Below are 21,500 nucleotides of genomic sequence, written 5' to 3'. Positions count from 1 at the left end.
GAAGTCTTAGGTCAATTGTCGAATTATTGTGTGAGTGATTAAAAGAAGGTGCTAAGTACATGTCAGATTACTACCCCATTTTTGTGGACTTAAGATTAAAACCTGTTTTGGTGGTGGGTGGAGGAAATGTAGCATACCGTAAGGTTCAAACTTTGTTAGAACATGGTGCGATTGTACATATCGTTTCTCCAGACTTGATTATGGAGTTAAAGGACTTAGTGGATTCGCAACGTTGTTTTTGGGCAAATAAAGAATATAGTTCTGAGGACATCCAAGATGCCACGATTATTTTTTCCTGCACAGAAAAAGATGAGGTCAATGCTAACGTTTCAATCGATGCTCAAAAGAATAAGCGATTGATTAACGTTGTTGACGATCCGGAAAAATGTTCTTTTATCGTTCCTTCGATTATGGAACGAGGAGACTTGAAGATTGCTGTTTCCACAGGGGGCAGTAGCCCTATTGTAGCACGACAGATTCGAGAGCAACTCCAAATGCAATACGGCCAGGAATTTGAAGATTATCTTTCATTATTAAAAGAATGGCGTAAGAAAGTTAAGTCCGGTTTATCTTCAGAACAAAAACACGTATTTTGGTCCAAAGTGACCGATGGTGAAATTCTGGAACTGATTAAAAAAGGCCGGCTTAGTGAGGCGAAAGGAGTGGTAGAACGGTGTTTCCGGTCATTGTTGGATTAAATCATCGTACAGCTCCAGTTGAGATCCGGGAGAAGGTGAGCTTCCCTCATTATCAGATTGAAAGTGCACTCCTTGAGCTTAAATCTTATCCAGGTCTAGAGGGCTTAGTTATACTTAATACTTGTAACAGGCTAGAGATCTATGCTGCAACAACGGATGTAGATCTTGGAATCAATTCGATTAAAAGTTTTCTAGTTAATCATGCTCATCTTGAAGAGCAAGTCATTTTTCAACACTTATACGTCCATACACTATATGAAGCGGTTCGGCACCTATTTCGGGTGGTTGCGGGTTTAGATTCCATGATTTTAGGGGAGACCCAAATCCTTGGACAGGTTGCACAGGCTTATGAAAAGGCTGTAAAAGCAGGTGTGACGAATAAAGTAATCAATGTCTTTTTTCAGAATGCCTTAACTGTGGGAAAGAGGGTTAGGACGGAGACACAAATCGACCAGCATCCTACCTCTATTTCATATACTGCAGTGGAGCTTGCAAAACAAGCTTTGGGAGATCTTACAGGACGAAGTATCCTTATTCTGGGAGCAGGTGAGATGAGTGCGTTAACTGCAAAACATCTTGTCGCGAATGGCGCGAGTACGGTAATGGTCTCCAACCGTTCTCATGCACGGGCCCAAAACTTAGCTGCTGAATTTGACGGAATAGCTGTTCCCTTCGATCAGCTTGGGGAATGTATGCAGAAAGTCGATATTGTGATTTCGGCAACTGCAGCTACTAATTTCGTGATACTTCCTGAACAGATTCAAGAGGTCATGGAGCAAAGAAATTATCGACCTCTCTTACTTGTGGATATTGCCGTGCCTCGGGATATTCACCCTGATGTTAGTGAAATCCTTGGGATAACGTTATACGATATCGATGATTTGCGAGAAGTCATTGATACGCATCAAAACGCAAGAGAAATTGCGGGGAAAAAAGCGGAAGTTATTATTGAAGAAGAAATGGCCCAGTTTATGAAATGGCATAATTCTCTCTTTGCGATTCCCACAATCGTTGCCTTGCAGCATCGAGGGGAAGAAATTAAAAACTATCAACTTGAGCATGCACTGAGTAAATTAGGGGGACTTACAGAGAAACAGGAAAAGGTCATTCGCTCGATGGCAAATTCGATTGTCAATCAATTGATTCATACCCCTATCACGAATTTAAAGGAATTTGCGACGACTCGCCAGGGACACCTTTATACTGAAATCTTTCAGAACTTATTTAGCTTGGATGTTGATGAAGAATCAGTTCGCTCAATGCGGAGTGTACCCCAGAATTCAAGCCAGGTAATAACCAAGGAGGGCTAAATGAGTATCATTCGAATTGGAACACGAGATAGCGTACTTGCCCTGTGGCAGGCCGAATGGGTTAAGACACAGCTGAGTATGATTTATCCTGAACATCAATTTATCCTCGTGTCGATGAAGACAAAAGGAGATAAGATTCTCGATGTTCCTCTTGCTAAAATCGGGGACAAAGGATTGTTTACGAAAGAACTTGAAAATGGCTTATTGCGCGACGAGGTTGATCTCGCTGTGCATAGCCTCAAAGATTTGCCGACTATATTGCCAGAGGGTTTAAGTATTGGTGCAATTTGTGAGCGCGAAGAACCTCGAGATGTATTTTTGAGTAAAGATGGGACCCGACTTGAAGATCTTCCTCCAGGCTCTGTGATTGGGACAAGCAGTCTCCGACGCAAAGCGCAACTACAACACTATCGAGCAGATTTGAATTTTGCAGATTTACGAGGTAATTTGCAGACCCGTTGGCGTAAACTTGAGGAATCCGCAATGGCGGGGATTGTCTTAGCCTATGCAGGAGTCAAGCGTTTAGGTTGGGAAGAACGGATCACTCAGCTTATTCCAGAAGATATTATGCTTTCTGCCGTTGGACAAGGTTCAATTGCAATTGAGATTAGCACCGAACGTCAGGATATTTACGAGCTACTGAAGCCTCTTCATCACGAGGAAACAAGTTTAGCCGTTCGCGCAGAAAGAGCGCTTATGCGTCGTTTAGAAGGGGGATGTCAGGTCCCGATTGGAGCATTAGGAATTGTCATTGAAGGTAGGGTCCAATTGAAGGGAATGGTCGCTTCATTGGATGGCCAACACTTACTTAGAGCATCAGTAGAAGGGCAAAACCCCGAAGAAATTGGCTATGACGTTGCAGAGCAACTGATTGCTCAAGGGGCGAAGGCAATTCTTGATCAGATAAGAGTTCTTAGCTAAATTAGAGATGAAACGGAGTGTGGGAATTTGGACACAGGATACGTTTATTTAGTCGGAGCAGGTCCGGGAGATCCGAAGTTAATTACCGTCAAAGGGGCCGAGTGCATTGCGAAAGCAGAGGTTCTCGTCTATGATCGCTTAGCTTCTCGACGTTTACTTACCTTAGCAAATCCTGAATGTGAAATGATTTATGTTGGGAAATCTCCGGATCGGCATACTCTTCGCCAGGAAGAAATCAATGAGGTCTTAGTTAAAAAAGGACTCGAAGGAAAAATCGTGACTCGCCTTAAAGGGGGAGATCCGTTCGTTTTTGGACGGGGTGGAGAAGAAGCTGAAGCATTGCTTAATGCTAGTGTTCCTTTCGAAATCGTTCCAGGTGTGACCTCAGCTATTTCTGTTCCCGCATATGCCGGAATTCCGGTGACCCATCGGGACTTAACCTCTTCTTTTGCTGTCATTACGGGTCATGAGGATCCAACCAAGAACAACTCAGCAATTCCTTGGGAACACATCGCAAACTCTCATGGTACCTTAATTTTCTTAATGGGCATGGAAAATTTGGGCCTGATCGCTAATAAATTGATGGAAAACGGTCGAGAAAAGACCACTCCGGTTGCTTTGATTCAATGGGGAACCCGACCAGAACAAAGAACGCTGGTTGGAGAATTACAAAATATTAAAGAACGCGCAGAGCAAGAGGAATTTAGCAATCCATCGATTATTATTGTTGGCGAAGTGGTAAGTCTCCGCGAAAAGATCCAATGGTTTGAAAAGAAAGCTCTTTTTGGACAACGCATTGTGGTTACTCGAGCACGTCATCAAGCCAGTGTGTTATCCCAAGCGATTGAAGATTTGGGTGGAGAGCCTTGGGAATTCCCAGCTATTGAACTTGCACCGGCGAGTGAACCTCAAAAACTTATCCAAGCCATTCAGCAACTCAAACGTTTTAATTGGTTGGTTTTCACAAGCGTTAATGGAGTTGAAGCGTTTTTTAAAGTGCTTAACGATCAAGGAAAAGATGTTCGTGATTTAGCCGGAATTGAACTTGTGGCGATAGGCCCTGCAACACAAGCCTCTTTAGAGAAGCGTGGCTTACGGGTTTCCTTCGTACCTGAAGAATATCGCGCAGAAAAAATTATTGAAGGGCTTGCCAGTCGAGTCCTCCCCGGACAAAGCGTGCTCCTTGCTCGTGCAGAAGAGGCGAGGGATATTTTGCCAGAGTCCCTAAAAGCTTTGGGTGCGGATGTCTGGGATGTTCCAGCCTATAGAACAATAGTAGGACAGGCCGATAAAGAAGAATTAAAAGCATTATTAAGCGATCATATGATTCATGCTGTAACGTTTACAAGTTCTTCTACTGTTCGTAACTTTTTGCAAATTCTTGATGGAGACCTCACTTTGCTTGAAGGGGTTAAGCTCTTTTCGATCGGGCCGATTACCAGTACAACGGCACGTGAGCTCGGCTTGACCATTCATCGTGAAGCAGAAAAATATACAATTACAGGGCTAGTTCAAGCCTTGGTGGAGGGTTAATAATGATTAGTGTCACAAAATTATTGTTTAATACGGAATACTTCGGAGATTCACTCCGTTATAGTGCTGACTCAAAAGGAGCAAAAAACGGGACGACGATAGGAAGCGGTCCAGTTGTCGTTTGGAATTCGACTCGTACTTGTAATTTAAAATGTAAACATTGTTATATGGAATCTGATGCTCAAAAATACGAAGGAGAGCTAACGACTGAAGAAGCAAAGCGTTTTATTGATGATCTTGCTGAATTTAGAGTACCTGTGCTTCTCTTTTCAGGCGGGGAACCTTTGATTCGTCCCGATTTTTTTGAGCTTGCCGCTTATACTGTTTCCAAAGGAATTCGTCCCACGTTATCTACGAATGGAACACTGATCACTCGGGAAGTAGCGCAAAAGATTAAAGATATTGGCGTAGGTTATGTTGGTATTTCCCTTGACGGCTTACGTGAAGTGAATGACGAATTTAGAGGGAAAGAGGGAGCCTTCCAAAAGGCCATGGAAGGGATTCAAAACTGCGTTGCGGTTGATCAAAGAGTGGGTCTTCGTTTTACGATTAACAGCCATAATTTAAAAGAGTTAGATAATATCTTCGATTTTATTGAAGAAAATAATATCAATCGTGTTTGTTTTTACCATCTCGTCTATTCCGGCCGGGGGAACCAAATGATTGCTCAAGATGTAAGCCCAGAGGAATCGCGTCAAGCGATGGAGACCATTGTTCGTCGCACGATCGATTTTGAAAATCGTGGTCTTAAAAAAGAAATTCTGACGGTTGATAATCATTGCGATGGCGTATATCTTTATCTTCGCACCTTAAAAGAGGACCCAGAGAAAGCGGCTGATATTAAACGTTTGATTGGTCTTAATGGTGGAAACCGTTCCGGAATTGCATTTTCTGAAGTTGATCCAATGGGCTATGTCCACCCAGACCAATTTACGCAACATATTTCGTTTGGTAATGTTCGGGAAAGAAAGTTCGGAGATATCTGGACCGATCTATCCAATCCTATCCTTGCAGGCATGAAAGACCGTCAACCTTTGCTTAAAGGACGTTGTTCGAAATGTCAATACCTCGATATCTGTAATGGGAATTTCCGAACCCGTGCGGAAGCAGTAACCGGTAACTTCTGGGAGTCAGATCCGGCATGTTATTTGACGGATGAGGAAATAGGGCTATAGAAAGAGGTCTTTTGCAAGCAGAGTTGCGTTACAGACACTCGGACGGACGCTCGCAGACCAAGCTAAGGGCATAACTGCTGGATGTAAGCTACGGGATTTCCTCCTAATTCGCCGCGCAGAGTTGCTATGCCATCCTTGGCGCACTCTGCACTAGGCACGTCCTGTGCCCCGTCCTGTGCCCCGTCCCGCTATGCAAGGGCAGTTTTGCCCAAGCTTGGTAGCAGCTCGCTAAAAGTCCTCGCTTACTGTAATCGCAACTTGCTTCGAAGTCTCACGAGAATAAGACCTGTCGGATATATGACTTAAAAGAGCTTTTTGTTAGGGTTGAATGCCTGACTTTAATGAATAACAAAAAGCTCTCTGGGAGAACTATTTTGGAGGTAGACTTATGGAACTTAAACATCGCCCGCGTCGGTTACGGGCCAATGCTGCTATTCGTAATATGGTTCGTGAGAATCATGTACGTGTTGATGACTTGATTTACCCCATGTTTGTAATCTATGGGGAGAATACTAAAAATGAAATTCCTTCGATGCCGGGAGTATATCAATACTCGTTAGATCTTTTTGTTGACGCTTTGAAAGAAGTAGTAGACTTAGGTGTTCCAGCGATTTTGCTTTTTGGAATTCCGGAATCGAAAGATGCGGTCGGTACGGGTGCCTATCACGAACATGGTATCGTTCAAGAAGCTGTTCGGGTTGCAAAAAAATATTACCCTGATCTATATGTAATTACCGATGTTTGCTTGTGTGAGTATACCGATCATGGGCATTGTGGGCTAATTATGGACGGTCAAATTCTGAACGATCCAACCTTGGACCTTTTGACCCAAACGGCGATATCTCATGCCCAAGCGGGTGCTGATATGGTTGCCCCGTCAGATATGATGGATGGTCGTGTTGGAGCACTTCGCCAAGGACTCGATCAAGCGGGCTTTACGAACATCCCTGTGATGGCATATTCTGCAAAATTCGCCTCAGGTTTTTATGGACCCTTCCGTGAAGCGGCAGGATCTACACCACAGTTTGGAGATCGTCGCACTTATCAAATGGATCCGCCGAATGGCAATGAGGCAATGCTTGAAACAGCCTTAGATATTGAAGAAGGAGCGGATCTTATTATTGTAAAGCCAGCGTTGGCTTACGGTGATATTACCTATCGTACCAAACAACGTTTTGGTGTTCCTGTTGTGGCCTATAATGTCAGCGGCGAATATTCGATGGTTAAGGCTGCCTCAGCTCAGGGGTGGATTGATGAAGAACGAATCGTCATGGAATCATTAGTCAGTATGAAACGTGCAGGAGCCGATCTTATTATCACCTATCACGCTTTGGATGTGGCTCGCTGGTTGCAAAAATGAGAGAAAAGAGGAGAGTAAGATGATCGTTTCCTGGAATACAACAAATGCTTGTAATATGTATTGTGATCATTGTTACCGAGATGCTGGCGCTAAGGCTGAGGATGAACTGAGTACTTCACAAGCAAAAACGCTATTGGAACAGATTGCTAAAGCAGGTTTTAAAATTATGATCTTTAGCGGTGGTGAACCGTTGATTAGACCAGACATTGTGGAGCTGGTTGCTTATGCCACCTCTTTAGGATTGAGACCCGTTTTTGGAACAAATGGCACACTCATTACGTTAGATATGGCTCGCCGTCTTAAAGAAGCAGGTGCCATGGGAATGGGAATTTCCCTTGATTCTTTGGATATTGAAAAGCATAACCAGTTTCGTAAATACCCCGGAGCCTGGGAAGGCGCCGTTCAAGGTATGCGAAATTGCCGTGAAGTGGGTCTTCCGTTTCAGATCCATACCACGGTCATGGATTGGAATCAGCATGAGCTTGAAGATATTACCGATTTTGCAGTAAGCGAAGGCGCTGTAGCCCACCATTTCTTCTTCCTTGTCCCAACGGGTCGCGCGGTTTCGATCGAGGAAGAATCACTACGCGCGGAAGAGTACGAAAATGTATTAACCCGCATTATGAAAAAACAACAAACCGTGGATATTGAGCTAAAACCGACGTGTGCTCCCCAATTTATGCGGATTGCGAAACAAATGGGATTGAATCTACGCTTTGGACGGGGGTGCTTAGCGGGTACGTCGTACTGTATCATTAGCCCCAAAGGCCAGGTTCAACCTTGTGCTTATTTAAATATTCCTCTCGGGGATGTTCGAGAAACACCGTTTGATGAGATCTGGAAGAATAATCCTGTTCTGAAAGAGCTAAGAACGCTTGATTACAAGGGGGGGTGCGGTACCTGCGAATACAAAAAGATTTGCGGAGGCTGTCGTGCTCGAGCTGCGTTCTATGAAAATGGAGATTATATGGCAGAGGAGCCCTGGTGCCTATACCAAGGACGGAAGGGGGTTAAGTAACTTGGATACTGTCGAACGGATATTGCTAAATACCGTCCAGACTGCTTTCCCGGTCACTTCCCACCCTTATCAAACCCTTGGTGAGCTTGCCGGAGTTTCTGAAGAAGAAGCTTGGCAAAGCATTATCAGACTCCGAGAAGAAGGGATTATTCGGCGCTTAGGAGGTGTGTTTGATTCCCATCGTTTAGGGTATCACAGTACATTATGTGCAGGAAAAGTCCCTGAGGCTAAAATCTCCGAAGTAGCAGAATATCTCAACGGAATACCGGGTGTAACGCATAATTATTTACGCCCTCATCAATATAATATGTGGTTCACCATTATTGCTTCAACTAAAGCTGAAGTTGAGAAGATACTCGATAAAGTGCGCCAGATTGCGGGATCAGATGAGGTCTATTCATTGCCTGCAATCCGCCTCTTTAAAATTAGTGTTGATTTTAATTTTAAAGAAGATGACTCAGATAGTGATACAGCAATTAGTTCCTCTAAAGCTCCTGGAGCCTGGGAAAGCAGTCAAGCAGAAACCATTGAGATTACGGAGCGTGACAAAGCGCTTATTCGTCTGGTCCAGGGTGATTTGCCCTATTCTCTAACCCCTTTCGCTGAGCTTGCCAAAGCCTTAAAATGGACGGAAAGGGAAGTTCTAGATCTCACTCAGAGCATGCTAGAAAGAGGCTTGATTCGTCGTTTTGGCGTTGTTTTGCGGCACCAAAAGGCGGGGTTTACGGCCAATGCGATGGGAGTCTGGCCAGTGGCTGAAGATCACGCGGAAGAAATCGGAGCGAAAATGGCGGAGTTTCGGGAAGTGAGCCATTGTTATCAGCGTCCAACGCTTCCTGATTGGCCGTATACACTCTTTACCATGATTCATGGTCGTTCAGTTGAGGACTGTCAGAATGTTATGGAGCGCATAGCGCAGGCCACAGGGGTTGAAGATTATCGAATGCTCTTTAGTCAAGCTGAACTTAAGAAGAGTAGCATGAAATACTTTGTAGAAGCAGCAATAGATTAAATAACGATAGCGATAGGAGGTCTTACGTTTGAGTTTTCAAGATGGACGGAGTAGTCGAGCCTTTGAACGGGCCAAAGAGGTTATTCCTGGGGGCGTAAATTCTCCAGTACGTGCTTATCGTTCTGTAGGCAGAGATCCCGTTTTTATAGATAGAGGCGAAGGAGCGCATCTTTGGGATATTGATGGCAATACCTATATTGATTACGTAGGTTCCTGGGGACCCTTGATTTTGGGACATGCTCATCCGCAAGTCGTTGAAGTGATAAAGCAGACAGCAGAACGGGGAACGAGTTACGGTGCCCCAACAGAGCTTGAGTCCGAATTAGCAGAAGAAGTTCTCAAAGCTTATCCATCAATGGAGAAAGTTCGGATGGTCAATTCAGGTACTGAAGCGACAATGAGCGCGTTGCGCGTAGCACGGGGCGTTACGAGACGTAATAAGATTGTTAAATTTGAAGGCTGTTATCATGGACATTCTGATTCGTTGCTGATTAAAGCAGGGAGTGGAGCCTTAACCTTCGGAGTTCCGACTTCACCTGGGGTTCCAAACGCGACAGCCTCGACTACACTCGTTGCCCAATATAACGATTTAGAAGGAGTTAAAGCGCTTTTCCGCGAAGTGGGAGAAGACATTGCCGGGGTTATTGTGGAGCCTGTAGCCGGAAACATGGGAGTTGTTCTGCCTGAACCCGGTTTTTTGGAAGGCCTCCGGGAAGTCACTCGTCAATATGGAGCCTTATTGATCTTGGATGAAGTCATGACAGGTTTTCGTGTTAGTTATGGTGGAGCTCAAGGTCGATTCGGCATAGATCCAGATCTGACTTGTCTGGGCAAGATCATCGGGGGAGGTCTTCCGGTCGGAGCTTTTGGGGGCAAGAAAGAGTACATGGATCAGGTAGCACCAAATGGTCCTATTTACCAGGCTGGAACTCTTTCCGGGAATCCACTGGCGATGGCGGCCGGTTTAACAACGTTGAAGCTATTGCAAAAACCTGGCGTTTATAAAGAACTCGAACGGAAAACGTCTTATTTAGCCAAAGGACTATCAAAAATTGCGGAAGAAAAGGGCTTGCCGGTATGGGTCAATTCCATTGGGGCAATGTTCTGTCCTTTCTTCACAGACCAACCCGTCAAAGATTTTGCGAGTGCCTGCACCTCAAATGTCGAACAGTTTGCAACGTATTTTCGAGGTATGCTGGAGCGTGGCGTTTATCTTGCTCCAAGTCAATTTGAGGCTGTTTTTCTTTCGCTTGCTCACACGGATGCTGATCTTGATTTTACCCTAGAACAAGCTCGGACAGTCTTTAAGACACTTTAGTCTGCTCCATCCGCAGGGGAGAAGATTTTAGGAGGTTTCATATGGAACGGAAAAAAATCGTCCGAAGTTTAATTACCCTTGGACTCTTTGTTGCGTTGGTTGCGGTTATTATTATTTCTCAAAATAGAGACCCGTCGAACCCACACTCGACGATTTCGAGAGAGACTTGGTTGAGTGGGCCGCAAGGGCATGGTTACGTTGTGAATAATAATCAGGCTCCAGCTGAACAATGCTATCCTTGTCATGAAAAAAAGGGGTTAGGCGGTCAGGTTTATTGTCAATCCTGTCATGATCAATCCGGAGTGAAGGTTAGTCTGCCTCAATGAGTGTCTGTTACATAACGTAGAAGCGTGAGCTTCTCATATCTGATCACTTAGGCGCTTCCAGAGTTGGAAAGCGCCTTTTCTAAGTGCGTTGTTCTTTCCCCACATAGTGCACATGATGGATAAAAATGGAATATAATGCACTATATTCTTATGAATTGGGGGGAGAGACGGTGGATGCAGAGAACCGTTTTCAATACTTGGAACGTTTAGAGAAGCTAAGGAATTCTAAAGTTTTAGTATATTTTTCGTATACGCCTTTGGATGACAGTATCTTGGTTCCCCTCTATAAGCAGCTCAAAGCGCTTGGGCATACGCGCAAAATTGATTTGATTTTGCATAGTTATGGTGGGGCAGTGGACACTCCGTATAAGCTTGTGATGCTCATTCGAGAATTTTGTGAGGAGTTTGGGGTGATTGTACCGCTTGTGGCGAAGTCTGCTGCATCGATGGTTGTTTTAGGAGCAGACGAAGTGGTGATGGGGCCTGTTTCTGAGTTAGGACCCATTGATCCTTTAGTCAAACATCCCATTTACAAGGATTTGTGGGTACCAGTACAGGCTATTCGTTATTGTCTGGATTATCTACAGCGAACGATTACAAATAGTCCGGATCCGGAGTTAGCCACTTTTGTTATCAATCCAGTTCTGAATAAGCTGGATCCGTGGTTGATCGGTGATTATGAAAAATCGCTTAAAGCCTCACACCAGTATGCTGAAGCCTTACTTTCACGATACATGTTAAAGGAATCCCCAGCTCAGGTGTCAGGAGTTACGCATGCACTGACCGAGGGATATTTTTCTCACGGTTATCCTATCGGGCGCCGTGAAGCAAGAGAGCTTGGGTTAAAAGTCACGGATGCGGATGGTGAACTATGGGACGTGATTTGGAGCCTCTACCTTGGATATGAGGAATTATTTAATCAGATGGAATGTGTTGATTAAAAGTTGTCCAGAAAATACTATTGCATCTTTTATGAATCTAGTTTAGGATAAGTGATGTGAAGCGTGTTAAAATCTTCACGAGCGAATCTTGATTAGATTCATTTATATTTCTATGGTATAGTATTTACATGTTCAAATATCATCATGGAGGTGGACAAGTATGTTCGCAACTTTTGGTATAATTACGCCAACTGTCGCAGTTATTGCCTTAGTTATTGCCTTAGTTATTTTTGGACCAGGTAAACTACCTGATCTAGGAAAAGCTTTAGGTAAAGGCATCAACGAATTCAAATCAGCAACAAATGGTGATGACAAAGAAGAAGAAAAAAAAGAAGAGAAGAAAGAAGTTAGCAAATCAGAGTAATCTAGTTTCCTTGAATAAGACTAGATTATCCATTTTAAAGATAAAGAATATTCATTGGAGCATTTGGAATATTAGCTATTTTAGATAGCGTATATTTCAAATGCTCTTTTTCTGATGAACGATAAATAAATAGGGTTTATTTGGAACTTGAATTGGGACAATATAGAATTATAAGATTTATGATGAGGAGCAATGTAAGTGTCATACGTTACTAAAGAAAATTCTAAATTCTTTATTATTCTAAATTTCGTTAAAGAGGTCTTTCCCCAAGTGAAAAAAGAACTCCGTTTTTGGCGTTTGAGAGCGAAAAAGGTTCCTGACTTAGTTCTCTCAAAACAGGCTCTCGATTCTTTGCAACGCAAAGCGTTCCATTGTTTAGGGGGATGTATCTTCGCTCTCTATCCTAGGGCTGACAGAGATGCGATGATCGAGTTTATTGTTGCCTATCAGACAATTAGCGATTATTTAGATAATCTTGTGGACGCTACGCAGGTGCAGGATGAAGAGGCCTTCACTCAGCTTCATCGCGCGATGAATGAAGCGTTAGATCCTGAAGCAAAACACTCCTACTATTATGCAAAATATCCTCAACGTGAGGATGGTGGGTATTTAGATCAATTGGTTAGCACCTGCCAAGCTAATTTGCAGTCTCTTCCGTCTTACCCCGTTGTGAAAGCGGAGTTATCTTGGCTAGCTTCACTTTACTCCTCTTTACAGACGTATAAGCACCTGAATTTAGAGGTAAGAGAAGAGAAAATGCTCTCCTGGTTATCACAGAACCAAGTCAACTATCCAGAAGTCTCTATCTGGGAGTTGGCGGCTGCTACAGGCTCTACCTTGGGAATTTATTGCTTAGTTGCTGCTGCTCATCGACCTGGGTTGACGGCAGAAGAAGTGGAACAGATAAAACAAGCCTATTTTCCATGGATCAGTGCTTTACATATTCTTCTCGATTACTATATTGATTTAGTGGAAGATCGTGAAACAAAGCAGCTTAATTTCGTTCAGTATTATACGAATATTTCAGAGCGTGAGGAGAGACTTGGGCTTATTCTGCGAGAATCGTTAGAACGCACTCAGCACTTAGGTTATCCCAAATTTCATCAAACCGTGGTTGAAGGGCTTTTGGCCATGTATTTATCTGACCCGAAAACTAAAATTGAGGAGCTAAGCGGAGGGGCTCGTGCTTTGCTCTTATCAGGGGGAATCGAAATCCGTATTCTTTATGGGATGTGTATGCTGCTTCGTAAAAAAGGGATATTGTAAAAGTTAAAATCAGGTAAGGTAAGAGTTCAGTGCGTCCGATAGAGCACTTGATAAGCAAGGTCTGTTAATACAGTTTTTGAGGAACCGTCTGGAATCTTTTCGAGGTAGGATAAAGCAGATGTGATACAGGTCTGGGCTGTAGAAAAGGCTTCATCCATGGCGTCAGAAGAGATTAAGGCTTGAATTATTTTACGCAGGCTTTGAGAAGTGATCTTATCCTGAAGAAGCTCACGAGCCCATGGTCCATAAAGCGGATTATTTAAAAGATAGATCATGGGTAAGGTAAGATTCCCGTTTATTAGATCAGCCCCCACAGGCTTGCCTGTCTGCTCAGGGTTTCCGGTGTAATCAAGGAGATCATCAATAATCTGGTAAGCATAGCCGAGGTACATTCCATAGGTTCCGAGACGTTCAATATCTCCTTGTGAAGCTCCGGCTGTGGCAGCTCCAGAACGACATGAACTTGCGAGAAGAATCCCCGTTTTTTGTGCGATGCGTTCAAAGTAGTCATTTATTGTGAGTGAAAAATTGAATTGATGTTTGGCTTGTTCTACTTCTCCGGTACACATGGATTGGATCGCTTCGACAAGGTAATGCATGCTATCCATAAGTTGGTGAGAAGAAAGAATCTGAAACGCTTCAGCAAAAAGATAATCTCCGGTAAGAACGGCGTTAAGATTTCCTTGTTGGGAATTGATCGTGGGTTGTCCACGCCTTAGATCAGAATGATCGATGACATCATCATGGATTAGGGATGCCATATGGATGAGTTCCGCGGCGACGGCAGCTTGGAGGGTAGCCGTATTTAAGGGCCCAAAGCACATACCACTATGCAGAGTCAATAGGGGTCGAAGCCGTTTTCCACCCGAAGAGAGTAGATGAGAACAGGATTTAAGGATCATGCCCTGTGCCTTTGCTACTGTTTTGTGAAGCTCTTCCTCCACGATCAGTAATTCAGGAAGAACGACAGGAGATTCCTCAGAAAATTTTAACGATTGTATAGTCGAGATATTCATTCTAACCGTCCTTTACATGATCTGCTTATCCGAGCAATTCTCGAATAGCCCTACGAGTAGTATGCCTAAATCTGTAAAAAAAATAAGAAACCTTCAGGTGAAGCTTGTGAAACTTCATCTGGAGGTTTTTATGCGATCAATAAGTATAAATTTTTCGGTTATTAGGAGAAGTGTATCTAGACGTGTCCGTAAAGTTGGAAGGTTAGTGTGTTCCCTTGAACGGCACTTCTAATTAAGAGCAACCCGGAAGTATTATTTTTAAATTTAAAGTCAAGGTATGGATAGGCAACAGTAGCGTCCTGACCTGGGGGTACATAGGTAATCTCTAAGGAATGAGGGTGACGTTCGGTAATTTCCAGATTGGCATTAATGGTTGCGTTATAGAGCGTTGAGGAAACTTGGCAGACTCCACCTCCTAGACCAGGGACAAATTCGTCATTAACGATAATAAATGCTTCTTTGTATCCGGCCGAAGAAGTACGTTCGCCAACAGTTTTGTTAAAGGAAAATTCCTCACCCGGCGTAAGAACAACACCATCAAGCGCTTTTGCTGAGAGACGGACGTTTTCTGTTCGTTCAGTATTGCTAGCATCAAACCAAGTTGAATATTTCGCTTTTAAACCGGTAATCTTCATCGCTTCGAGTTGGGCAGCAGTCATTTGGGGTTGATCTAATACTCGGATGGGAACTTCGAGCGAAGTTGGATGTAGGGGATCAAGGTTTTCAATACTTGAGGTTAAGGCATCAAGATTGACTTCCTGCCCTAGGGTTTCTTTTGTAATCACCATTTGGTTATCGGGTGTAATTTTGAAGGTCGCATCTGTCAAAGGTTTATTATAGGAAGAAAATTTAGCGTGAAGTGTTTTTTGGAGCTTCTCCTTATCCCAGGTGAAGTCTAAGGGAAGAAGAATGGTAGTTCCCCTTTGAGCATGATATTTGCTCAAAGCCTTTTGAAGGATATTCCCATCGCGACCGAGCTGATAGGCTTGATCTACTCCCTCCTCCAGGTTATAGGTAAGTCCTAAATCACGGAGTGGCACTTTAACTGTTTCCGTGGCGGTAGATTTAATCATAAATTCAAGGGGTTGATCAAGAATAGGTATAATAGTACTTTCAAGTTTTTGTTTAGCTTCTGCTGGAGTTAGGTTTGATACATTAATATCACCGATTTTAACTCCATCGGGGATTAGTCCGTTATCTTTGGTGTAAAGATAAAGTCCTCCCCAACCTATAAGTGAGAGTGATAGGATAATCATAAGAAATATAATTATTGCTTTTTTCCAAGGCTTGGGTTTGGGTTGGGCTAACTGGGCGGTTTCTACTTCCAAATTTCTACTCCTCCTCAAACTTCTCAGGATAATAAATTCTACTTCGAATTACATTTCTCCTTCTATTTTGCACTTTTATAACACACATTTAAGTAGGAAGTGTTGTTATATTACTCTTTCTTGCTGAACCTTTATATGTACGATATACTGAGTAAAATGAGAGAGGAGATGATCCTTATATGTTACAAGGGAAAACAGTATTGATTACCGGTGGAGGTACTGGAATTGGACGAGCGATTGCGCTAACTCTCGCACGTGAGGGCGTGAATGTCGCTTTGAACTATTCTCGTTCAGCTGAAGAGGCAGAGCGGACCAAAGACGAAGTTGAAGCTTTAGGTGTCAAGTCCTTAACGTATCAGGCTAATGTCGCTATTGATCGTGAAGTAAGAGAAATGGTACACAAGGTCATTACTGATTTTGGACATTTGGATATTTTGGTTAACAATGCAGGTATGACGCATTTTGTAGATCATTCGGATTTAGAAGGTTTAAAAGAAGAATACTGGGACGACATCATGGCCGTCAATGTAAAAGGACTTTTCTTCTGCTGTCGGGCTGCAGCAGAGGAGCTCAGGAAACAAAAAGGGTGTATCATCAATATGGCATCCATAGCTGGGCTTACGGGGTTAGGAAGCTCGATCGCTTACTCAGCCTCAAAGGCGGCGAACATTAGTATCACCAAATCCTTAGCTAGGGTACTTGCTCCTGAAGTACGAGTTAATGCAATCGCTCCTGGAGTCGTCAATACTCGCTGGGTTGCAGGACAAGAAGATCACATTAAACATCTTGGTGAGGGCACTCCCTTGCAAAGGATTGCTACGCCAGAAGATATTGCAGAAGTCGCGTATGGCTTAATTGCTAAGGCGAGCTTCGTTACGGGACAGGTCATCGTCGTTGATGGGGGTAACTTTATTTAAATTGTGAAAAAGAATGGAAAAAGGAAGAGAGGATAGCATGAGCTAAGCCTCTCTTTTCTGTAGCTGCTGGGTAATATATTCCAGGATTTCGCGGCGGCGGACAATCCCAATGAAGATTTCTTGGTCATCTACGACGGGAATGAAATTCTGTTCAATTGCCCGTGAAAACAAATCTTCGATATGCGCATCGATGGAAACGGGGTAGTTTTGTATATGTCGTTCGACTTCAGTTAGTCGGATGGTGTTCGTATTCGCAAAGGTGAGACCCGGTGTATTTTTGAGCTTCCACAAGAGATCTCCTTCAGTTAGGGTTCCCACATATCGTCCATCTTCATTGATGAGTGGAATAGCGGAATAACGATGAAATTCCATTCGTTCCAAAGCTTGTCTCATCGTCGCCGTGTTTTTTAAATAGATGACTTCATTTTTAGGAATGAGAAAAAAGAGAACATTCATTATTATTATATCTCCTAAATTAGTGTTCCTTATAGTTTAAAGGAAAAGAGGAGTAGAAGCAAAGGGGAAAAATAGGAAATAAGGAAGGAAGGCTGAAAATTAGACGTTGAAATTGTGTATCAAGCTTTAATTGTGCTATGCTATAAATTATAGTTAGTGGTTCAAGAATTTGATATATGCGTTTAAGAATTGTGAAAAAGGATTGAAGAAAAGTGGGAATGAATGAAGAAACGATACGACTTTTGCTGCAAAAAATCAAACAGCAGGATTTAAGCATAGAAGAAGGAGTAGAGCGGTTAAAAATTCTCCCTTTTGAAGATTTGGGATTTGCTAAAGTAGATTATCATCGTAATCTTCGACAGGGTTTTGCCGAGGTGATCTATTGTGCAGGCAAGACGGCAGAACAAGTTGTGGCGATTGCAGAGAAGCTTTCTGCGCAGGGTGGAGGAAATATCTTAGCTACACGAGCAACGCCTGAGGTGTATGCAGCTGTTTTAGAACGAATCCCTGATGCGGAGTACCATTCTCTAGCTCGAACTATCATGATTCGCCGGGGAAAGCAAGAGAAAATAGGAAATATTCTTGTCTTAAGTGCGGGAACTTCGGATTTACCCGTTGCTGAAGAGGCAGCAATTACAGCTGAGATGATGGGGAATCATGTTGAAAGAGTGTATGATACTGGCGTTGCGGGGATTCACCGCTTGCTCAGCCAAACGGAAAAACTTCGCTATGCTCGAGTAATCATTGTGGTGGCAGGAATGGAAGGCGCTTTAGCTAGTGTCGTTGGCGGGCTTGTGGACAGACCCGTAATCGCGGTTCCGACCAGTGTAGGGTATGGCGCTAGTTTTGGAGGGTTGGCAGCGCTGCTGGCTATGCTCAATAGTTGTGCTAGTGGGGTCAGCGTGGTTAACATCGATAATGGTTTCGGAGCAGGTTATCAGGCCAGTTTAATTAATCATTTAGGAGAGAACTAGAGATGCGAATTGCTTATTTTGATTGTTTTGCAGGAATCAGCGGTGATATGACACTGGGAGCGTTAGTGGATGCTGGACTTGATTTTGAAGTTCTCAAGTCAGAGCTAGCGAAGCTTCATCTCCATGATTTTGAAATTCAGCAGGAAAAAGTGACTAAACTAGGGATGACAGGGACCAAAATTCATGTGTTGGCTCAAGAAGGACATGTTCATCGGCACTTACAGGATATCACCCGAATTATTGAAGAAAGTGAACTCATTGAGGAAGTGAAGGAAAAAGCAATCGCTATTTTTCGGCGACTTGCAGAAGCTGAGGGTAAAGTACATGGTACTACACCCGAGCAGGTTCATTTTCATGAAGTCGGTGCGGTCGATGCGATCGTGGATATTGTCGGAGCGGTAATCGGCTTATATCATCTTGGAATTGAAAAAGTGTATGCTTCAGCTGTTCATACGGGGAAAGGATTTACCCAAGCGGCGCACGGAATGATTCCGATTCCAGCTCCGGCGACTCTGGAATTACTGAGTGGAATTCCAATCTATACCCAAGATATTCCGTTTGAGTTGGTTACTCCGACCGGTGCGGCTATTCTTTCTACTTATTGTTGCGATTTTGGGGAGATGCCTGTGATGGAGGTCGAGCGGATCGGATATGGAGCAGGAACTCGTGAATTAGCGATTCCCAATTTATTAAGAGTGATGATCGGAGAGAAAAGAGATCAAGGCATCGACAAAATTGTTGATTCCAAGGTCAGTCAATCTATTCAGACGGGGCAAGCGCTAATGATTGAGGCCAATATTGATGATATGAACCCAGAGTTCTATGATTACATCATTCAGAAATGCTTGAAAGAGGGAGCAATGGATGTCTTTCTTCAACCGATTCAGATGAAGAAGAATCGCCCTGCAACCACTCTGTCAGTGCAAATTCACCCAAGTCAGGTGGAGAAGTTCACTACGCTTATTTTAAAGGAGACGACAACGATCGGAGTTCGGGTGTACCCAGTGACCAAATATATGCTTCCTTACCAAGTGGTAGCAATAGATACTCCTTGGGGCAAGGCAAAAGTGAAAATGGTAGAGGCTGGAGGAGTGTATCAAACATTCTCCCCAGAATATGAGGATTGTCGTCGTCTTGCTGAAGCGGCGAATGTTCCCTTGAAGGAAGTTTATGAAGAGGTGAAAAGACAAGCAATGGATCTGAACTCGTAGATTTTGACCCATTCGTTCATTTAGAAATATGACCCAAGAAAAACGAGATTTCCCGTATGGGAAATCTCGTTTTTCTTGTCTTTAGCTTATAACTCCACTTCAAGTAAACGATTATCATTGCTTAAGTATCTTCCAATAACTTTCAGCCTTATCCAGAAGAGCTTGGGCATAGGGAAAATTGTGAACGCCCTTTGAACCATCAGCATCGACAAAGGTGAAATAGGTTGCTCCATTTTTGAAGGCAATTACTTTTGGATCTTCGGGATTCATCGAGGCTATCTTACCGCTCCATTCTATGTAAATCGGTTCGAGTTCGTCCAGTCTTTTTGAGATGGTTTCTTGTTCAATTTTTACACGTTCGACCATGTCTGCGCCCGACGGATGACAAACTGCACATTTATCTTGATTAAAGATGGCCCTAAAAGCTTGATAATCAATTTCTGTTCCGGTATGGCGAATTCCTTCAGAGGTATCCGTTATTGAAACTCCTGGAGCCAAAAAGTCATGTTTGCTCGCATTTGTGAGATGGCAATCGGTACAGGTGAAGGTATCCTTCATATATTTGTATTTGTAAGAGGGCATCGGTAAAATGTCACCTATTGCAGTACCTTGAATCATTTGGAACTGGGGATGTTGGACTTCATGCCCTGGTGTGGGATTCCCGTTAGAATTAACATGACACGAACCGCAGGATTCCCAGCCCTTATTTCGTAAGGAATACGTATTACCATTTATGCTGTGACAGATATTACAGATCACTCCATTCCCTTGGAGGGAAAGTTGATTATGGGCGCTGTTTTGAACTTGGGTTTGGATTGAATTATTTTCTCCCCTTAAATCTGAAGCCGTTTGGCCCTGCTGTGAGGGCGAAGAAGAATCGGGGACCGAAGTCTCACTTGTAGAAGCAGATGAAGAAGAATCGGAGGACGGCGAAGAAGGGGTAGCAGTCGCTTTGGGCGCTACTGAGGAACTGCTTGATTCGGAAGGAGGAAGGGGAGTTTGTTCGAGGGGGTTTGAAGACAGCTGTATATCACGAGGTAAGGCTTTGTTGGTGATCGTGGAAGAGTTTACGTAGAGGGAACCAGAGAGTAACCCAAAAATGCCTAGGACAATAATGACATTGCGTATCTTATGAATTTTCACAAGGGTACCTCCATTCGCTTAGGAATATAACATTTAATCCTGTTAGATGAATATGATAAAAATCCCTTACACATTACATGAACAGGAAACTACAGAAAGGGAGAGGATTAGTCAAAGAATCTCCCTAATAAGAAGTAATTCGCGAGAGGAGATTTATCATAAACTAGAGAATAGGTTTAGTGTTTTCCAAATAAACCCAAATATCTAAAATACAGTATAAGTTAACGTCTGGTCATCGTAAATACTGACTACAAGGTAACCTGTAAGAAAAAAGCTACCTTGCAGAACGTATTTTCAAGTGAAGGGAGGTGATAGAATGTCGGTTCAGATCCTTTTGGCAGATGAAAATTATATACAGTTGGAAGGGCTGAAAAAACTCTTTGAGACGGTTGAGGACATTCAGGTTAGGCAGACGGTTCGAGATGTACAAGAAACCGTGAATAAAATATCCGAGTCGCAGCCGGATATCATTATGATGGATCTGCATTCCCCGATTTGTAATGGAATTCGAGCGATTCGTCAAATTCACACGTTCTACCCCAAGATAAGAATTCTTATCTTAACAAACCTCTGTAGTATCGAGGCGATTCGCTCAGCCATAGAAGCGGGTGCTTCTGGGTATCTCTTAAAGCAGTGCTCATTTAAAGAATTGCTCCATGCTATTCGAGCCATCTCTCAAGGGAATTCCTATTTCCATCCGATGGTTTCGAAACTTATTGTTAATGGCATTATGCAACACGGTCACGAAGTTATCGCAGGAAGAGAGATGGCCCCCTGTTTAACCGATCGTGAAATGGAAGTTTTGCATTTGGCGGCAGAAGGGCTTACGAATCAAGAAATCGCAAAGCAACTTTTTATCAGCACGAAGACGGTCCAGACTCATCGCCGTAATATTATGGATAAATTAGGCTTTCATGATCGCGTGGATCTTGTAAAATATGCAATTCGGAAAGGAATTATTGCACTTCAAGAGTGAAGGTTTCACATATTTTTCATTATTTTTAAAAATAAAATTAATTTTGGTTTCAAATTGATTTCCCTCAAAGCCTGATCCTGAGCCAATTTGTAAAAAAATGTAAACTGTAAGAGTATAGCAAGATACTCTCCATAAGGTAGTAAGCATACGTGCAAGAGAGTTATTGCTCTTTGGGAAAGATAAGTAAACTAGAATCATACGTTTGAGTCTTCACATTTTGGGTTTAGTTTTCTCAGG

21 protein-coding genes are annotated in these 21,500 nt (G+C 43.1%); 17 read left to right on the top strand and 4 right to left on the bottom strand.

What is annotated here, in order from left to right; genetic code table 11:
* The first annotated feature begins 59 nt into the window (after positions 1–59).
* The 13 genes from DESME_RS08875 to DESME_RS08815 all read left to right on the top strand — a co-directional run bounded on the left by DESME_RS08875 (position 60) and on the right by DESME_RS08815 (position 13,242).
* Positions 60–698: a precorrin-2 dehydrogenase/sirohydrochlorin ferrochelatase family protein gene (locus DESME_RS08875; RefSeq protein ID WP_006718331.1), complete on the top strand. Its 639-nt coding sequence runs from the start codon at positions 60–62 to the stop codon at positions 696–698.
* Positions 674–2,008 (top strand): glutamyl-tRNA reductase, encoded by a 1,335-nt coding sequence (gene hemA, locus DESME_RS08870; RefSeq protein WP_006718329.1) that lies wholly within the window; start codon positions 674–676, stop codon positions 2,006–2,008. Before DESME_RS08875 ends, hemA begins: the two co-directional genes overlap by 25 nt.
* Positions 2,009–2,929: a hydroxymethylbilane synthase gene (hemC, locus tag DESME_RS08865; protein WP_006718327.1), complete on the top strand. Its 921-nt coding sequence runs from the start codon at positions 2,009–2,011 to the stop codon at positions 2,927–2,929.
* 27 nt (positions 2,930–2,956) lie between these two features.
* Positions 2,957–4,462: a uroporphyrinogen-III C-methyltransferase gene (gene cobA, locus DESME_RS08860; protein ID WP_006718325.1), complete on the top strand. Its 1,506-nt coding sequence runs from the start codon at positions 2,957–2,959 to the stop codon at positions 4,460–4,462.
* A 2-nt stretch (positions 4,463–4,464) separates the two neighbouring features.
* Entirely contained in the window at positions 4,465–5,637 is a 1,173-nt protein-coding gene (gene nirJ1, locus DESME_RS08855; protein ID WP_006718324.1) for a putative heme d1 biosynthesis radical SAM protein NirJ1, read from the top strand.
* 388 nt (positions 5,638–6,025) lie between these two features.
* Positions 6,026–6,997 (top strand): porphobilinogen synthase, encoded by a 972-nt coding sequence (gene hemB, locus DESME_RS08850; RefSeq protein ID WP_006718322.1) that lies wholly within the window; start codon positions 6,026–6,028, stop codon positions 6,995–6,997.
* A gap of 19 nt (positions 6,998–7,016) precedes the next feature.
* Complete coding sequence (gene nirJ2 / locus DESME_RS08845; protein ID WP_006718320.1) at positions 7,017–8,015, top strand: putative heme d1 biosynthesis radical SAM protein NirJ2; 999 nt, start codon at positions 7,017–7,019, stop codon at positions 8,013–8,015.
* Position 8,016: 1 nt separating this feature from the next.
* Positions 8,017–9,027 carry a siroheme decarboxylase subunit beta gene (ahbB, locus tag DESME_RS08840; protein WP_006718317.1) on the top strand — a complete coding sequence of 337 codons (1,011 nt, stop codon included), beginning with the start codon at positions 8,017–8,019 and terminating at the stop codon, positions 9,025–9,027.
* Positions 9,028–9,055: 28 nt separating this feature from the next.
* A complete protein-coding gene (hemL, locus tag DESME_RS08835; RefSeq protein WP_006718315.1) occupies positions 9,056–10,345 on the top strand; it encodes a glutamate-1-semialdehyde 2,1-aminomutase in 1,290 nt (429 codons plus the stop codon).
* 41 nt (positions 10,346–10,386) lie between these two features.
* Positions 10,387–10,671 (top strand): hypothetical protein, encoded by a 285-nt coding sequence (locus DESME_RS08830; protein WP_006718313.1) that lies wholly within the window; start codon positions 10,387–10,389, stop codon positions 10,669–10,671.
* 170 nt (positions 10,672–10,841) lie between these two features.
* Positions 10,842–11,612, top strand: a complete 771-nt coding sequence (locus DESME_RS08825) for an SDH family Clp fold serine proteinase (RefSeq protein ID WP_025248742.1) — start codon at positions 10,842–10,844, stop codon at positions 11,610–11,612.
* A 160-nt stretch (positions 11,613–11,772) separates the two neighbouring features.
* The gene (tatA, locus tag DESME_RS08820; protein WP_006718309.1) at positions 11,773–11,976 is read left to right on the top strand and encodes a twin-arginine translocase TatA/TatE family subunit; all 204 of its coding nucleotides are present in this window, start codon (positions 11,773–11,775) and stop codon (positions 11,974–11,976) included.
* A 198-nt stretch (positions 11,977–12,174) separates the two neighbouring features.
* Positions 12,175–13,242: a tetraprenyl-beta-curcumene synthase family protein gene (locus DESME_RS08815; protein ID WP_006718307.1), complete on the top strand. Its 1,068-nt coding sequence runs from the start codon at positions 12,175–12,177 to the stop codon at positions 13,240–13,242.
* Between the two features lie 26 nt (positions 13,243–13,268).
* On the opposite strand, the gene DESME_RS08810 is transcribed toward DESME_RS08815, so the two are convergent.
* Both DESME_RS08810 and DESME_RS08805 read right to left on the bottom strand, forming a co-directional pair.
* Positions 13,269–14,258: a polyprenyl synthetase family protein gene (locus DESME_RS08810; RefSeq protein ID WP_006718305.1), complete on the bottom strand. Its 990-nt coding sequence runs from the start codon at positions 14,256–14,258 to the stop codon at positions 13,269–13,271.
* 176 nt (positions 14,259–14,434) lie between these two features.
* Positions 14,435–15,586, bottom strand: coding sequence for a VanW family protein (locus DESME_RS08805; RefSeq protein ID WP_006718303.1), 1,152 nt, complete (start codon positions 15,584–15,586; stop codon positions 14,435–14,437).
* A 179-nt stretch (positions 15,587–15,765) separates the two neighbouring features.
* On the opposite strand from DESME_RS08805, the gene DESME_RS08800 reads away from it, so the two are divergent.
* The gene (locus DESME_RS08800) at positions 15,766–16,503 is read left to right on the top strand and encodes an SDR family NAD(P)-dependent oxidoreductase (RefSeq protein WP_006718301.1); all 738 of its coding nucleotides are present in this window, start codon (positions 15,766–15,768) and stop codon (positions 16,501–16,503) included.
* A 42-nt stretch (positions 16,504–16,545) separates the two neighbouring features.
* On the opposite strand, the gene DESME_RS08795 is transcribed toward DESME_RS08800, so the two are convergent.
* Positions 16,546–16,959 carry a CBS domain-containing protein gene (locus DESME_RS08795; protein WP_006718299.1) on the bottom strand — a complete coding sequence of 138 codons (414 nt, stop codon included), beginning with the start codon at positions 16,957–16,959 and terminating at the stop codon, positions 16,546–16,548.
* A gap of 218 nt (positions 16,960–17,177) precedes the next feature.
* Here DESME_RS08795 and larB point away from each other — a divergent pair, with 218 nt between their 5' ends.
* Positions 17,178–17,933, top strand: coding sequence for a nickel pincer cofactor biosynthesis protein LarB (gene larB, locus DESME_RS08790; RefSeq protein ID WP_025248741.1), 756 nt, complete (start codon positions 17,178–17,180; stop codon positions 17,931–17,933).
* A gap of 2 nt (positions 17,934–17,935) precedes the next feature.
* Positions 17,936–19,144, top strand: a complete 1,209-nt coding sequence (larC, locus tag DESME_RS08785) for a nickel pincer cofactor biosynthesis protein LarC (protein ID WP_006718296.1) — start codon at positions 17,936–17,938, stop codon at positions 19,142–19,144.
* A 114-nt stretch (positions 19,145–19,258) separates the two neighbouring features.
* On the opposite strand, the gene DESME_RS08780 is transcribed toward larC, so the two are convergent.
* Positions 19,259–20,287 carry a hypothetical protein gene (locus tag DESME_RS08780; RefSeq protein WP_006718294.1) on the bottom strand — a complete coding sequence of 343 codons (1,029 nt, stop codon included), beginning with the start codon at positions 20,285–20,287 and terminating at the stop codon, positions 19,259–19,261.
* A 316-nt stretch (positions 20,288–20,603) separates the two neighbouring features.
* Here DESME_RS08780 and DESME_RS08775 point away from each other — a divergent pair, with 316 nt between their 5' ends.
* Positions 20,604–21,263 (top strand): LuxR C-terminal-related transcriptional regulator, encoded by a 660-nt coding sequence (locus DESME_RS08775; protein WP_006718292.1) that lies wholly within the window; start codon positions 20,604–20,606, stop codon positions 21,261–21,263.
* Positions 21,264–21,500 lie beyond the last annotated feature (237 nt).

Source organism: Desulfitobacterium metallireducens DSM 15288 (assembly GCF_000231405.2).
In the GTDB taxonomy this organism is placed as follows: Bacteria; Bacillota; Desulfitobacteriia; order Desulfitobacteriales; family Desulfitobacteriaceae; genus Desulfitobacterium_A; species Desulfitobacterium_A metallireducens.
The sequence above is the reverse complement of the archived record's forward strand: the minus strand, read 5'-3'. Positions and strand labels throughout refer to the sequence as shown.

Excerpts from the sequence above, each read along its gene's own strand:
- DESME_RS08795 (WP_006718299.1), bottom strand. The coding sequence starts at position 16,959 with ATGAATGTTCTCTTTTTTCTCATTCCTAAAAATGAAGTCATCTATTTA.
- DESME_RS08775 (WP_006718292.1), top strand. The coding sequence starts at position 20,604 with ATGTCGGTTCAGATCCTTTTGGCAGATGAAAATTATATACAGTTGGAA.
- larB (WP_025248741.1), top strand. The coding sequence starts at position 17,178 with ATGAATGAAGAAACGATACGACTTTTGCTGCAAAAAATCAAACAGCAG.
- hemB (WP_006718322.1), top strand. The coding sequence starts at position 6,026 with ATGGAACTTAAACATCGCCCGCGTCGGTTACGGGCCAATGCTGCTATT.
- DESME_RS08810 (WP_006718305.1), bottom strand. The coding sequence starts at position 14,258 with ATGAATATCTCGACTATACAATCGTTAAAATTTTCTGAGGAATCTCCT.
- DESME_RS08830 (WP_006718313.1), top strand. The coding sequence starts at position 10,387 with ATGGAACGGAAAAAAATCGTCCGAAGTTTAATTACCCTTGGACTCTTT.
- DESME_RS08800 (WP_006718301.1), top strand. The coding sequence starts at position 15,766 with ATGTTACAAGGGAAAACAGTATTGATTACCGGTGGAGGTACTGGAATT.
- nirJ1 (WP_006718324.1), top strand. The coding sequence starts at position 4,465 with ATGATTAGTGTCACAAAATTATTGTTTAATACGGAATACTTCGGAGAT.
- larC (WP_006718296.1), top strand. The coding sequence starts at position 17,936 with ATGCGAATTGCTTATTTTGATTGTTTTGCAGGAATCAGCGGTGATATG.
- DESME_RS08875 (WP_006718331.1), top strand. The coding sequence starts at position 60 with ATGTCAGATTACTACCCCATTTTTGTGGACTTAAGATTAAAACCTGTT.
- tatA (WP_006718309.1), top strand. The coding sequence starts at position 11,773 with ATGTTCGCAACTTTTGGTATAATTACGCCAACTGTCGCAGTTATTGCC.
- hemC (WP_006718327.1), top strand. The coding sequence starts at position 2,009 with ATGAGTATCATTCGAATTGGAACACGAGATAGCGTACTTGCCCTGTGG.
- nirJ2 (WP_006718320.1), top strand. The coding sequence starts at position 7,017 with ATGATCGTTTCCTGGAATACAACAAATGCTTGTAATATGTATTGTGAT.